Below are 14,797 nucleotides of genomic sequence, written 5' to 3'. Positions count from 1 at the left end.
CAGTCCCGCGTCAGTGGACACCCTCACAGGTCGCAGGGGCCTTGATCCCTGATAACACTCAACATTCTTGGCGGGATGACGCGAGGGAGAGATCGGTAATTTATGGAGGAAGGCTATGCAACTGCGCGAAGTCCAAGGGCCACCACGCCCCTTGTTGGAACAGCAGATTACGCCTCTACCCTACCCGGTCGCGGCGCTGGGCGATATTTTGGGGCCGGCCGTGGAACGCATCGCCGAAGTGATCGGCGTGCCCTGCGCCATGGCCGCGCAATCTGTTCTGGCCACGGCAGCTTTGGCGAGCCAGGCGCACGGCAATGTACACCTCGACGGCCGAATTTATCCGTTGTCGCTGTACTTTCTGACAGTGGCTTGCTCGGGTGATCGCAAAAGCGCGGTGGACCATGTTGCGTTGCAGGCCGTGCGCAGCTGGGAGAGGCAGCAGTGGATCGTCTATGGCGAACAGCTCAAGGCGCACCGAACTGCAATGAGCCTCACCGCGAAGTCACCGGCCTCGAAAAAGTCAGCACAGCCAGCACTGGACGCCCAACCTGAACCCGTCCAACCAAGACTCCTCAGTGCTGAGCCGACCATTGAAGGCCTGGTCAAAAGCCTCTGCCATGGTTTGCCGAGCATGGGGCTGTTCAGCGATGAAGGCGGGCAGTTTTTGGGCGGCAGCACCATGAACAAGGACAACATGATCAAGGCCATCACTCACTTGTCGACGCTGTGGGACGGTAGCCCGATTGATCGGTCGCGCGCGATGGCTGGGGAAAGTCTGCGTGCCTATGATCGCCGTCTCAGCATGCACTTGATGCTGCAACCCCGCCTGGCCGACCGCTTGCTTCAGGACGCAGATATCAAAGACCAGGGCATCCTGGGGCGCTGCCTGATCAGTTGGCCCGAGCGTCTGGTTGGACAACGGCTGTACAAAGCCATCGACCTGACCCGAGACCCAAAGGTGCACCTTTACCAGCAGCGCATTGCCGCGCTCATGCAGAAGCCTTGGTCACGGCATACAGATGGTGGCCTCACACCTGCGGTCATAGAGTTGAGCCCACGCGCCCGTGATGCATGGATTGCCATTCACGACACCATTGAATGCGAGTCAGGGGAGTTCGGCGAGCTGGTCAACGTCCAAGCTGCAGCGAGCAAAGCCGCCGCGAACGTACTACGCATGGCTGGTGTGATGGCGGTGGTTGAGGAGTCGACTGTATTGGAAGACATGCACATTCAGCGCGCCTCCACGCTGATGGATTACTACATGGCCGAGAGCCAACGCCTGACTGAACAGGAACCACTGAATAAGCTTCGCGCAGAGGCTGATTGCCTGCTGCGCTGGTTGATAAAGAAGAACTGGCCACCGTTTCGCCTGCGCGACCTTACGCGCAACGGCCCCCGCTTTGCCCGTAAAAGCACGCGGCACACCTTCGAGTTATTGCTGCAACTCGTTGCCCATAACTGGTTGGACAATGACGGGGACATATTCGAGGTGCGCCATGTTCCGACTCAATGACGCCGTGCGCCGCTATCGAGCGCAACATTGCTCGCCGACCGAGTTACGGTGTGTCGCCGCCACTGCCACCATTTTGTCGCCACCTTCCAAGCGAGATACGGCGGGGGTTGTCGCCAGTGTCGCCGCTGTCGCCAGTACAACATCTAAGCCCATCGACCTCGCTCAGCTCATCGAGCAGTTGCAAGAAGAAGGGGCTCTGCTGCAACACAGTGAAAACGCCCTCCTCATCCGCCCGGCACACTGGGGACAGTTGGACAGCCTCAGCGCCAACTGGAAAGCCCTGTTGCTGCACCTACAAGGCAACGATAAAGGTGAAGACAATGGCCCTGGTCGGTCGGCGTGACGGTCGCAACTTTGGCTATGGTCGCCAACTGAGCTATGCCGGGCGGCAGGCCCTGAAAGATCTGTTTGCCGGAGGTCACTTTGCCACAGTCAAAGCGCACAGCGATCGCTGGCAAGCCTTCGTACGCTGGTGCCGCTCAGAGAACGGCCCCGGTTATAACGATGCGCGCCAGATTGATCGACAGACGCTCCAAGACTACGCCGCATACCTGCGTCAGCAGATCCAGCAAGGCAATCTGTGCATCGCTACCGCGCAAAACCGCCTAAGCAGCGTCAACCGCACCCTCGCAGCGTTGCGCGGTGATCAGGATGTGAAAATCATCAGTCCGAGCCAGGCATTGGGACAGTATCGCTCCAACGTACGTACCATTGCGCCGGGTGGCCAAGATCACCAACAGGTGCAGCGCTTACTTGAAGCGCTCCGCTCACAACAACATGATCGAGTGGCTGCCATTGTTATGTTGGCCCGTGCAACTGGTATGCGTTTGCGAGAGGCGATCCTGGCGGACCTGCCTCGCTTGCACCACGAAGCTAAACACTTGGGGCGTATCAACATCCAAGAAGGCACCAAAGGCGGCCGCTCAGGGGCGTCAGCACCGCGTTGGATTCTCGCCAATGAAGAAATTAACGCAGCGCTCCAGATGGCACGTGAAGTATCGCCAGCCGGCAGCCGCAACCTACTGCGTCAAACCGAAAGCTACTCTTCATTCCTGAAACGGGCGGTGCTCCCCTCCCGTGAAATACTACATAGCCATGGGCTCAAGGGCTTCCATGATTTGCGCGCAGCCTATGCTTGTGAACGTTACGCGCGACTTACAGGCCATATCGCCCCTGTCAACAATGGCAAGGCCTATAAAATAGATCGCGACTCTGACCAGCAAGCGCGCCAAGAAATAAGCACTGAGCTGGGTCACAACCGGATTGATGTGGTTTCTGCCTACATTGGTGGTCGAACATGAGTAAACTGTTTGATATGACGCTGTTCCTAAGTGGCGTGTTGACTGGGTCGAAGAGTACAAAGCTACGACATCTGCGACAGGCGAAAATTATGCAAGCGGTGCTCCAACAGCGTTGGCAAAGTGATAATCCTTGGTCCTGGCAGCGGAAGCATATACGCTGGTTTATAGTTTATTACTTGAGGAACAAATCCCCAAGCACTAAGTATTACTATCGACTTACCGCTTTATTAATCTGGCGTCGCGTGAAGGGCCAAACAAACGAGAAAGACTTTTAATGGAGATTTATTCTGAAAGAATATCCGAGACAGCCGTACAAATAACATCAGCTGCCGTCTCAATCTGAAGAGCATCGGTAAACCTACCAATACTAAATCTAATAGTGCTTTCCGCGGCATCCCGATCCAAACCAATCGCATTTAAAACATGCGAGGTAGAATGATAACCACTACTACAAGCAGATCCGAGGGACGCGCAAATAAATGAGCTAATTCTAGCCAACAAGTGGCTAGCATCTACACCGAAGAAAATTATGCTAATATTGCCGGGATGGGTACTATCAACTGCCCCGTTTACTGAGAAATTTACACCCCGCCTTACCAGCAAGTGAATAAATAATTCTCTCAAGGATTTTACTCTTACTTTTTCTTCGCCACCTATTTCACCTAATAATTTAGAGGCCGAACCAAATCCAACGCACAACGCGGGAGACAATGTCCCCGACCTTTTACCCTCCTCCTGTCCTCCACCATGATGAAAAGGTAGAAGCATATCTTTTACGGCCGAATTAGCAAATAAAGCTCCAATACCTTTCGGACCGTAAATTTTGTGGGAGGAGAGACTAAGAAAATCTACACCCCATTCAGTAACACTTACATTGACGGCAACAGGAGCCTGTGACGCGTCTGTATGAAAGATAGCGCCTACACCATGAGCCATTCTACAGAGCTTAGAAATATCCTGAATAACTCCTATTTCATTATTAACCGCCATAACTGACACAAGCAAAACACTTGAATCCAACAGCAATTCATAGACACTAACATCGATCAAGCCAAACCTGTCGACAGGCAAAAGAATTACTTCAATACCATACAGCTCAGCTACAGCATGAGCTGTATCTAAAACGGATTTATGTTCAATACTGCTGACCAATATTTTTGATCTGGAACCACTTTGCTGGCAAATTGAATTAAATACCTGATTATTTGACTCAGTAGCGCCAGAGGTAAAAAATATTTCTTCTGCAGAAGCACCTATCAAAGATGACACAGAGGCTCTCGCCCCCTCTACAGCTGCATGAGCCTCCCACCCCATCGAGTGGTCGGAAGAGTGAGGGTTGCCGAAAAGCTCTTTGTAGAAGGGCTCCATTGCTGTGAAGGCCGGTTCCGCAAGGGGTGTTGTCGCTTGGTAGTCCATGTAAATTTTGCCGCGCACCAGCATAAAAGCCCCTTCAAAATGGCACTGGGGGATAGATCCAGTCGCATTGACCATAGTGAGGTTCCGCGCTATTGTCTAGCCTGGATCAAGCTTCCAGGCACAAGAATGTTCAACAGTCCGCTGCATGCTATCGGGTACACCCCGCAATTTTCAGGTCACGAGACGTTCCCTATGAGGTACGGATGGCTGAAAAAGGCCTACGATGCTGTTGCCGTAGCGCACCGCCGGGGTGCGTTGCAGTCCGTGTTCAATGAACCTAGCGCCATTGCCGACTTTGGTGTGGGTAAAAACATGGTTGCAGCTATCCGACATTGGGCGACGCAATGCGGTGTTATCAGTCAGGGCGGCAAGGGCAGCTTGTCTGCACCGACAGCACTCGGGAACAAAATTTTCGCCGACGATGGTTTGGACCCGTACATGGAGCATCCATCGACTTCATGGTTAGTACATTGGCAGCTAGCGTCCAACTCAAAACTTACTACTTGGTTTTGGGTTTTTAGCCACTTCCCCTCATCTTCCTTTGACCGTGAAAACATTGTTAGCGCCCTAGAGAAGTTAGGTGCGGATAGAAGCTGGAGCAGGATGGCTAATGCCACCCTGAAGCGAGACGTGGAGTGCTTCGTAAGAACGTACGCAGCCAAACACTTTTTAATAAAACAGTCACCTGAAGACTCTATGGAGAGTCCTCTAACCGAATTAAGCTTGCTCAAAGCAACAGGCAAAAAAGATGGTTTCAGGCTAATTAGAGGACCAAAAAACAGTTTAGGAGACGGCGTTTTTGCTTATGCTGTTTCTTCTTTTTGGGACTCATACTCCAAATCAAGCTCTACTATTTCATTTGAGGCGCTAGCCCATCACCCTGGATCTCCTGGAAAGGTATTCTTACTTACAGAGGAAGACCTAGCAGACAGGCTAAGCAGACTCGAAGCAATAACTAAATCAACGATTACTTGGTCAGAGACCGCTGGTTTGAAACAACTCGTACGTAGCCGCAGAATTCTAGCAGATGAAGCCCTTGCCTTTATTGACATCGACTATATTAAAAATGGGCATGAGGAGAACCGCTGATGCCCCTACTAGATGAAGTTACCGTTGCGCGCAGATTTCAACGTTCAATCAGAATTGACACCGACCTTACATCACCTGATGCCCTGATTGGATTCGTGTGCCCAGAGTCATCTGCCGCAGTTTTGACGTCGATGGCTACTCATCTCAAAGAGACCGGACAAGCCGCCTTCACATGGACAGGTCCATACGGTAGCGGCAAGTCGAGTTTGGTCATCGCCCTAAGCGCGCTAACAAGCCAAGACAAAGGTCGCAAGGCAGAAGCGGCAGCTTCAGTTGGGGCGAAAGCATCAGCGGCAGTGGATGCGGCATTTCCTTCCAATGGCACTGGCTGGACCACTCTCCCTGTGATCGGTCGCCGTGACGCTGTAAGCACGGTAATTGCGGAAGCAATGCAAGCCCAAGGACTTGGGCTTGATTTGCTAGCAAATAAAGTCACAGAGAAGCAGATACTAAATATAATCGAAGATCTATCTCAAGACCGAGACAAACGTTCCGGCCTGATTATTTTCATCGATGAGATGGGTAAGTTTTTAGAAGCTGCGGGCAAAAGTGGCGGGGATTTGTACTTTTTCCAGCTGCTTGCAGAGGTTGCTTCCCGATCAAATGGAAGGCTAGTCGTCGTAGGCGTTTTACACCAAGCTTTTGAAGAGTATGCTAATCGACTATCACGTGAAGCGCGTGATGAGTGGTCGAAAATACAGGGTAGATACATCGACCTAGCCGTAAACACTGCAGGCGAAGAACAACTAGACCTCTTAGCCAGAGCCATCCAAACAAATCGTCACTGCGAACCAAGCAAAGAGTCCCTAGTAATAGAAAAAGAAGTAAAGCGGCTCAGACCTTCTATTTCTGAAAACTTTTCACAACTTCTAGAAAACACTTGGCCCTTGCATCCGATTGTGTCATGTTTGCTTGGCCCTATTTCTCGAAGAAGATTTGGTCAGAACCAACGTAGTCTTTTTGGATTTTTAAACTCCGCAGAGCCATTTGGCTTTCAGGACTATTTAAGAACTGAGACTGGTCAGAATACGTACAATCCTGATCGCCTTTGGGATTATTTAAGGTTCAACCTGGAGCCGTCTATCCTCTCGTCACCAGACGGCCATAGATGGGCGATGGCTGCAGAGGCACTTGATAGATGTGAAGCAAATGGTGGAACAGAAATCCACTCGAACCTATTTAAAACAATTGCACTGCTCGATATGTTCAGAGAGCGATCCGGACTAAGTGCAAGTTCCATAATAGTTTTCGAAGCTGTTAACGGCAGTCTCGATGATAAGGAAAAAGCACTTCAAGATCTGCAGAAATGGTCTTTGATAATTTATCGCAAGCATCTTGACGCGTTCAGTATTTTTGCAGGCAGTGATTTTAATATCGAGTCAGCAGTAGAAAGCACCCTACAAGAAATCCATGATGTGCATTTCGGAACACTTCAAGCTATGGCTGGAATACAACCTATTCTAGCAAAGCATCATTATTTCTATAGAGGTTGCTTGCGTTGGCTTGATGTTAAGCTAGGATCCGTTTCCGCGGCGTCATCTACTGCATCTAGCTTTGTGCCAGAACCAAGCCTAGTGGGACAAATACTGCTTACACTTCCAACATATGGAGAAGATCTTCAGCAGGCAGAGCGTGCCTGCAAGGATGCTTCTCGTTGCGCAAGCCAAGCCGGAAAACAAGTTATTGTCGGATACCCCAAACATGCTTGGAGCATCATTAACCTAGCTCGCGAATTGAAAGCGTTAGAGAAGGTCCAAGAAGATCGGCCGGAGCTCCAGGGCGATCCGGTAGCTCGCAAGGAAATTTCAAACCGGTTGATCGTACTTCAAAACCAGTTGGAGTCGGAGCTACAGACTGCTTTTTCAACTGCAACTTGGTTCCGAGCAGGAAAAAAAATTAAGCCCCTCAATCAAAGCGGCCTTAATTCTTTGGCATCTGAAGTTGCAGAAGAGCTTTATCCAGACTCGCCTCGCATTCAGAATGAGCTGCTGAACCGAGCTAAACCTTCAAGCAATGCGATTGCGGCTCAGAATCTTTTGCTTAAAGCAATGGTAATGCATGAGGGTAAGCCACGACTGGGGATCGAAGGCTATCCCGCAGAAGGTGGGCTTTTCGACTCGCTACTTCTCCATACGAAATTGTATTCAAGCCAAGACCATAAATTCCAGCCACCTCACTGGGCTCACGACTCCTCTAATCTCTGCCCCGCATGGGATGCCGCCATTCGTCATGTAAAGGAAAACCAAACCCGCTCGATTCCTTTAACTGAGATATTTGACATCTGGGAAGGCCGGCCTTATGGGGTCAAACGAGGGCTAATGCCCACACTCTCAACGGCGCTTATCTTAGCCACAAGCAATGATATTGCCATTTATCGTGATGGGTTATTCCAATCCTCCTTCACAGACTTAGAGGCCGATTATCTAGCAAGGGATCCAAGCTCCATTCAAATCAGATGGACTAACCTTGGCAATTTGCCACTTGAACTTTTGAAGGGATTGAGCTCGATTGCTTCAAAGGTTAACCCTCATGTACTGGTAGATAGTCAGAGCTCAATAAGCGTAGCAAGAGCACTTGTTGGCATACATGACACTCTACCTGGCTGGACTAAACGGACTCAACGCATCTCACCTGCCGCCAAGAAGCTGAGAAGCTTGTTGAAAAATGCGTATGACCCTAATCAACTTCTATACACGGATATACCAGCAGCATGCGGGATTTCAAGTATTCCCGACACTAAGGAACACGTTATCAGAGTAGTCGACTTTGTAGAGTCGACACTTAACGAATTAAACCAAGCCTTCAGCCAGATGGTCCGCAAGCTTCAAAAAACGATGATGGATGAGCTTCGCGCCAAGCCTCACACTGAAGAAACTATCAAATCATTGCGGCAATCTGCACTAGTCCTGAAGCAATCTTCTGGGGACTTTCGTGTGGACGCATTTATAAATAGACTAGCCCTATACACTGGAGAATTGGCCCAGATTGAAGGCATTGGAAGTTTAGCAGCCAACAAACCTCCTGCGGACTGGATCGACACAGATTTAGACAAAGCACTCTTAGAGATAGCTTCCTTTTGTCGCGCCTTTCTACGCACAGAAACCTTTGCTCACGTCAAAAATAAGCCCACTGGAAACGGATCTATTTCGATAGTCACATCGCGTGCTGGTACAAACTTGCCGCTCCACGCTGAAATTCATATAACCCCAGAAGAACAGCTTCAGGTGTCAGCACTTATTTCGCAGTTAGAAAAAATACTGGCTAAGGAAAACTCTAGTTCTAACGTCGTTCTTGCTGCACTTGCGGAATTAAGCTGCGAGCGTATCCAACTTTCTCCTACTGAAAAATTCACAAAGGAGGAAACAGCATGACAGACGTGGTCGAGAAGCATGTACTGGGCCTTTCTGGAGGACGTGATAGCGCGGCATTAGCAATTTTCATGCGCCAAAACTTTCCTGACCTTGAGATTGAGTACTTCTATACTGATACTGGCAAGGAACTACCAGAGGTATATGAATTTCTCGGAAAGCTTGAGGGGTTTCTCGGTCAAACAATCCTACGATTAAATCCAAACCGGGACTTTGATTACTGGCTAAAACAGTACAACAATTTTCTCCCCTCCCCTCAAACTCGGTGGTGCACAAGACAACTTAAACTGAAGCCCTTTGAGGACTGGTTGAAACCTTACCTTGACGGGGGCACAAAAGTTCATAGTTACGTGGCAATCAGGTCAGACGAACCTTATCGAGAAGGATACAACGCGAAACAGCAAAATCTAGAAGTTCATTTGCCTTTCAGGGAGTTCGGCATTGATAAACCTGGAGTCGTTGAGCTTCTTGATAGTGCAGGAATTGGCCTACCAGCATATTACGACTGGCGATCTCGAAGTGGGTGCACCTTTTGCTTTTATCAGCAGAAAATCGAATGGGTCAGACTTAGCGAGAGGCATCCAGATGCTTTCGAAGAGGCTGTACAGTATGAAAAGACAGCCGTCTCGAATGGGTCACCATTTACATGGACTCAAGGTGAATCGCTTACAGATTTAATAGCCCCAGCCAGAGTAAGCCAAATAAAAGCTGACTACGAACTCCGGCTAGAGAGGGTCCAAGCACGGAAGATGAGCAACCCCCTACGTCCTGACATAGGCCTCATCGATGTCGATGAAGTCTATGGTCAGGCTAAAATGTGCGTTACATGTCATAAATAGAGCTTCAAACGGCCTTACCGTGATCGCTAAGGCCGCCCTCTACCTCATCAAGTATGTTCCAGAGTGGTTTCTGGTCAGTATCACTGAGAATTTGAAGAAGTTTTGGAATACCGGCGTTTGCCATACCTATTGCAAAGTCGAAAACTTTTTTGTTCTCTGCCAGCCCCTCGAAATCCTCTGTTATAGCAAGGTACGCAGCTTGAATATGCGTAATTCTATAGCTATCAGTACTTAGAATCGTCGCTGGGGTAACGTTATAGGTATCTTTTTCTGTTGCAGGTGCAAGCTTATACTTGACAGACAAGAGAAAAGCGCTATACCAAAAGTCTACTTGTCGATCAAAAGGTGACTGCTCTCTAGACTTACTCCCCCCTCCAGTCATGCAGTAACTCTTAATTTGATCATCATATTTTTTTGGCATTTCTATATTGAAACTAGAGAATGGATTCTCGGTCATCACACCAACTCCATAGACTTTCTTTCACAAACATCACAACTACCACGGTGATCACACTCACACCGAACCACTCGTGAGTCAGAAACCTCTGGCTTGTTCAACAACATTTTTGGATAGTGAGCAGGGTTAGTAAGAGTAAATACTCTTCCTGCGTGCCTATCCAATATTTCCTCAACGCCTTTAATTTCATCATGCGTAAGGAACAACACCACCTGAGAGCCTTCTTTGATGGTATTTATTAAAACAGATTGTTTTACATAACCTGACATCATACCAAGAGGCGTATCAATGATGTTCGGAGCCTCAACCTCACTTATTTTTGTGAGTGCCAGAATAAACGATAACGTAATTGCGCGCCTTGAGGCACCATTCAAATCTTGATCTGGGTTGAGACGATGCTTATCAGGCCCGTAAACCATGATATCAAACTCGTCAGTTAGCTCAGCACTTTGAATCAAACCAAATTGCGATTTCTCCCCCTCAGAACCAATCATTGAAAGAAAAATTCTATTCATCTCAACACTAACTTTTTTCAGCTCTTCATGCCTGAGCCTATCAATTATTGTCGAGAATACAACTTGTGCTTCCTTCGCTAGATCATAGTTAATCGTTGAGGTATTTGTCTTTCCTAATTTTTTCCTAACTACCTCTCTTTCCCGATCTGCATCTTTTAACCTCTCCGTCGCTTCGTGTATCCGGGAACTATGAGTCCCCTCGTCTGAGCGCAATTTTTGCAACTCAGCTAAAAGCTTTAAGCGCTGATCTTTGAGCTCAGGCACATGAGAGCCCTGTACAGTGCTCAGATCTTCCTCTACTTCCTGCAACTCCCTTTCAGACATAGTTACAGATGAGAGTAGTTGACTATAGCTTAGATGCATTTCAGAATAGCGACTTATCCAGCGAGGGGCCCCTACAGCTGGATCAACGCTTCTGATTCGGTAGAACAGACTTGACGCAGATTCTTGAACTAGATCTGAAGCACGGCTTTTTTCAATCGCGCCAGATATTTTTGACCTTCTAGAGCGCCCCTCTAATGAATCTGCAGTTAAATCGCTTCCACAGAAGCAAGAATCACGATCCAATAGCTCTTCTAGGATCGGAACATTAACTTTAGGAAGCTGCTTGCTCTGATTCCTTTTATTTAAGTTATCTTTAACCTTAACAATTGCCCCTTCCAAAATAGCTAAAGAGAGCTCTTCTCCACTTGCAAGCGATGATATAACTTTTAGTTGCTGCTTAGCATTTTCGGAAAGTCTGCTAATATTTTGTTGCGCCTGAGCTTTTTTCTTTACGAGCTTTTCTTTATCGCCGCGCAAAAGAGCTTCTTCTATCTTACTTTCAACTAAAGCATGCTCCCTAGTGACTTCTGCAATATTGAGCTCTGCCTCTTCCCGCTTAGCTTTCCATTCCTCTATATCTTCTTGAAGCCCGTTAATTCTATCGTTTAAAATTTCCAGCTCTTTAGCATAGTTCTTATTATCAATCTCTTGGCTAAAACGAGCTACTACTGTCCCTAGGTGACTGACAGTTTTTTCTAGAGTAGTAAGTCCTAGCAGCGCCTCAATCGCGTTGGTTACTCTCTGTCGTTTAATACTCTGTGAGGCCGCAGCTTCAATGAACGACATCGCGCTATCGCCATCAGTGAAATACACATCTTTCAACGATTCGGGAAGAGCACCTTCAATGATATCGTCTACTTCAAGATCTGGAACTTTGACATCTCCCGTTAAACCACTTCTCCATAGAGCCCTAACCTCGCTATGCCGAGGTTTCGCTCCCTCCTTTGGAGCATTTTCAACACATGATCTAATCAGATGGTAGCGCTGTGTGCTTATCTGGTGCCTACCTTTGCCAAGACCAGTAGCGTGCTCTACCTCAAATCTTATTTCTACGGAGACCTCAACACGCTTCTCACCACGAGCCGATGCATCAGATGGGAATAGTGAATACTCACCCTTCCTAGGTAGAGCTTTTGACCCATATAAGCACCACATTAAAGCATTCTGGCATGTGGTCTTCCCTGTTTCATTGGCGGCGCGAATAACAGTTAGTGGCTTTTCAGGGTCTACCGAAAAGTCCAGGGTCAACTCTTTTAACAGTCTAAAATTTTTTATAGTCGCTTCTAGTAGCTTCACACTTCGGCCCCTAAGATATCTGATGAACGCCGCGCGATTTCATCTTTTATATCTGATATAACGCCCCGCGATGAATTTTCGCCAACACTTGACTCTATTAGGTAAATCTTTTGGCATAAATCACTAAAGAGTTTTTGCTGTGCTGCGCCTCGATTTGACTCAAAAATGACTGACTCAATCATAGAGTTTATTTTTTTGTGCGATATACTCATAAAGCCCCCAACAAGCTAAGTAGCCTTTTTCCTGCATAATATCCGCCACTCGAATGCATAAAATTTGAGCTATGCTCCGAGAAAAACTGTACTCGCCGGTATTCTGACTCTAATAGCGATTTAAGGTCATCGTCAGCCTCACCATCTACAACAGGCAGCACAATGAAATCATGAATTGTCGCATGATTTTTTCCCGTTTTTTTTGAGGTCCGAAGCACTCGCCCTAACCTCTGTGTCCATTGCCTGATTACAGTATTACTAGCCAATAAATAGGCGGTCTCAGTCTGAGGAACATTGAATCCCTCATCCAATACACGCTTAGATGTTAGAACTTGTAACTCATCGTTAGAAAAGCTTGAAACCACTGATTGAAGTGATCGGTTATCAGCTGTTTCCTCTGCGGTTACCTGATGAAATCTGACGCCGAGGCTTCTTAGGCGCTCATTAACTTTAGTTAACTGCGCTGGGTTTTTATCAGTGCAGAAAATTAGTGTCTTCTTAATTTTTTCCGGGTCTGACGGCAAGACCGAAAACAACGTTTCTACTTTATTTTTAGCGGACTCTGTCAAAGCTCTGCGCCGGAGGCAAAGTCGTTGCCACTTTTCTTTAGCAGCGCCTTCTGTGTCATTCGCAGCATAAGAAACCTTCTTGATTTCATATGTTAGCTCCTGAAACTCCTCTTCTTCTTCAGCCGTCAAATAAACAAAGCTCGCATAATAGTCGAAGTTCACAAGACAGTTACCGATAGCGGACTTCAAACCATATTCAAATACAACACCACCAAAATAAGACAGCAAAAATTCAGTGCCTAACGGATCAAACTGCCGCTCAAATGTGGCAGACAATCCGATTTTATAATCAAATCTGTGTGGCATATTGATTTTTGCACTTTCGCTTCCAAGATTGTGCACTTCATCAGCTATCAACAGAGTGGAATATCCATTACCGCCAACATCATCAAACATACCACTAACCAAGGCTTGATGAGTTACGATCATTACCTCAGTTTTCGAAACGCCTAGCCTGAGGTTTCTTTGTTGAGTTTTTAGACATCTAGTGATCCAAGCCTGAGACTTTCCATTCGAATCTGCGGCTTCAATTCCAAACTCGCGCACATCACCGGCCCATTGGCTCATCAAGGCTTTTGTAGGTACCGATATTATAACTAGAATCGCCTTTTTTGTTTTAAGCACCTGTGTCGCAGCGATTAAAGAAGTATATGTCTTCCCACCACCCGTTGCTATAGATAAAATTCCACTTCCGTTATTGAGAAACCATGCTGAGACCGCATCACCTTGATGCTTGAATTCGCCTTCTTCATAATTTATGTATGCGGGAACGGACAGGGATGGCACGGCAGGAGCAACTTCTGTAGAAGCCACATCTGTAGGATTTCCATTACTTAGCAAAGTCTGTATGTTTTTATGGCACTCCGCTATATCAAAACTTTCTACGGATACGTATGTGCGAAGCGCTTTAACTGTCGCTTCATTCAACGATACTGTAGTTATGCCTTGCTGCTTCCCGGACCAGATCTGATTAAATTTGTCTTTCAGTGCAGAACATACTTGCCTGGACTCCTCTCCAAGCCAGGCACGACTGAGCGCGAGCTGCTCAAAATTTCTAACCATGCCACCAGCAGTAGCATTACTTGAGCCGTGAATTGCTAACTCCCCTTCGAGAGTTCTAAAAATCCAGCATTTTGCGTGAAAAATCCCCTCTGTCTTTATCGCTACTTTCAGCTCTACCCTTCCTGTCAACACTAGGTATGCAAGTGCCTTAACAGAGTACTCTTTCAATACTGAGGCTTGAATAAAACTATTTGGAAATAAAATCTCAAAAAAATCTTCGCCATTGCTGAATGCGCCCTCAAGTGCTGCCAAATCATTTTCTTTAAGATTTGGACTAATTAAAAAGCGCATTTTTCTTTCAGACGAAATGTTCAAGTAGCTAGAAACTGCTAAAGGTAGCTCACTGAAATAGCTACTAGCAAAATACCCTACCATACAGTCCATCGATTGAGACTTTTTGGATATCGGTGCAAATAGTTTTTCGTCGATGTTATCGTCAGACGGAAAATAAATTGGGGGTAGCGAACTCAAATCATCCATTTTACCTATCGCCTTCCTGCATCTAGGTTCCATTCCTCTGCGTGCTCATCAGCTGACAACTAGCTACGGCGCCCACTCATCAAGCTGTATATACATACAGCATACGAATCCAATAGCGATGTCCGACGTGGTCGAAGTGCCATTATGCATATGTTCCCTCTGCAGTGAACCCGCACCGCCATAAAAAGGCGCCGAACTGATGGTCGCCTCCGCTTCACCTCTGCTTTGGTCTCCCCAGAGCCCGACAGGGTCGGTAAAATTGTAGCTATGCCTGAGCAAGTGCTTGCTCGCATACGGATCCGCAAGTGGTCGAAACCATAGGCATCCGGTGCCCGCAACCATAGATTTTCCTGGAA

At 47.5% G+C, this 14,797-nt stretch carries 11 protein-coding genes; 7 read left to right on the top strand and 4 right to left on the bottom strand.

Annotation, left to right across the window (positions count from 1 at the left end; genetic code table 11):
* The first annotated feature begins 115 nt into the window (after positions 1-115).
* The 4 genes from B9A31_RS04220 to B9A31_RS27385 are packed head-to-tail and all read left to right on the top strand — an operon-like array spanning position 116 to position 3,089.
* A complete protein-coding gene (locus B9A31_RS04220) occupies positions 116-1,513 on the top strand; it encodes a YfjI family protein (protein WP_084296682.1) in 1,398 nt (465 codons plus the stop codon).
* A complete protein-coding gene (locus B9A31_RS04215; RefSeq protein ID WP_084296681.1) occupies positions 1,497-1,856 on the top strand; it encodes a hypothetical protein in 360 nt (119 codons plus the stop codon). Before B9A31_RS04220 ends, B9A31_RS04215 begins: the two co-directional genes overlap by 17 nt.
* Positions 1,834-2,814 (top strand): integrase domain-containing protein, encoded by a 981-nt coding sequence (locus B9A31_RS04210; protein ID WP_084296680.1) that lies wholly within the window; start codon positions 1,834-1,836, stop codon positions 2,812-2,814. The genes B9A31_RS04215 and B9A31_RS04210 overlap by 23 nt, the downstream gene beginning before the upstream one ends.
* Positions 2,811-3,089 (top strand): hypothetical protein, encoded by a 279-nt coding sequence (locus B9A31_RS27385; protein WP_052326118.1) that lies wholly within the window; start codon positions 2,811-2,813, stop codon positions 3,087-3,089. The genes B9A31_RS04210 and B9A31_RS27385 overlap by 4 nt, the downstream gene beginning before the upstream one ends.
* A gap of 7 nt (positions 3,090-3,096) precedes the next feature.
* Here the strand turns inward: B9A31_RS27385 and B9A31_RS04200 are convergent, their stop codons facing one another.
* Positions 3,097-4,305 carry a cysteine desulfurase family protein gene (locus tag B9A31_RS04200; protein WP_084296679.1) on the bottom strand — a complete coding sequence of 403 codons (1,209 nt, stop codon included), beginning with the start codon at positions 4,303-4,305 and terminating at the stop codon, positions 3,097-3,099.
* 51 nt (positions 4,306-4,356) lie between these two features.
* Here B9A31_RS04200 and B9A31_RS04195 point away from each other — a divergent pair, with 51 nt between their 5' ends.
* The 3 genes from B9A31_RS04195 (at position 4,357) to B9A31_RS04185 (ending at position 9,526) form a co-directional block, all read left to right on the top strand.
* Positions 4,357-5,319 carry a DUF4007 family protein gene (locus B9A31_RS04195; RefSeq protein ID WP_084296678.1) on the top strand — a complete coding sequence of 321 codons (963 nt, stop codon included), beginning with the start codon at positions 4,357-4,359 and terminating at the stop codon, positions 5,317-5,319.
* Between the two features lie 131 nt (positions 5,320-5,450).
* Positions 5,451-8,690 (top strand): hypothetical protein, encoded by a 3,240-nt coding sequence (locus tag B9A31_RS04190; RefSeq protein WP_218189632.1) that lies wholly within the window; start codon positions 5,451-5,453, stop codon positions 8,688-8,690.
* A complete protein-coding gene (locus B9A31_RS04185) occupies positions 8,687-9,526 on the top strand; it encodes a phosphoadenosine phosphosulfate reductase family protein (RefSeq protein WP_256576175.1) in 840 nt (279 codons plus the stop codon). Before B9A31_RS04190 ends, B9A31_RS04185 begins: the two co-directional genes overlap by 4 nt.
* A gap of 4 nt (positions 9,527-9,530) precedes the next feature.
* Here B9A31_RS04185 and B9A31_RS04180 read toward each other — a convergent pair whose 3' ends face one another.
* The 3 genes from B9A31_RS04180 to B9A31_RS04170 all read right to left on the bottom strand — a co-directional run bounded on the left by B9A31_RS04180 (position 9,531) and on the right by B9A31_RS04170 (position 14,441).
* Positions 9,531-9,983: a hypothetical protein gene (locus tag B9A31_RS04180; RefSeq protein WP_039601359.1), complete on the bottom strand. Its 453-nt coding sequence runs from the start codon at positions 9,981-9,983 to the stop codon at positions 9,531-9,533.
* Positions 9,983-12,118 carry an AAA family ATPase gene (locus tag B9A31_RS04175; protein WP_159453275.1) on the bottom strand — a complete coding sequence of 712 codons (2,136 nt, stop codon included), beginning with the start codon at positions 12,116-12,118 and terminating at the stop codon, positions 9,983-9,985. Before B9A31_RS04175 ends, B9A31_RS04180 begins: the two co-directional genes overlap by 1 nt.
* A gap of 208 nt (positions 12,119-12,326) precedes the next feature.
* Complete coding sequence (locus B9A31_RS04170) at positions 12,327-14,441, bottom strand: DEAD/DEAH box helicase family protein (RefSeq protein ID WP_159453274.1); 2,115 nt, start codon at positions 14,439-14,441, stop codon at positions 12,327-12,329.
* Between the last annotated feature and the right edge of the window lie 356 nt (positions 14,442-14,797).

This window comes from Pseudomonas sp. URIL14HWK12:I5 (assembly GCF_900176445.1).
GTDB classification, from domain to species: domain Bacteria; phylum Pseudomonadota; class Gammaproteobacteria; order Pseudomonadales; family Pseudomonadaceae; genus Aquipseudomonas; species Aquipseudomonas monteilii.
The sequence above is the reverse complement of the archived record's forward strand: the minus strand, read 5'-3'. Positions and strand labels throughout refer to the sequence as shown.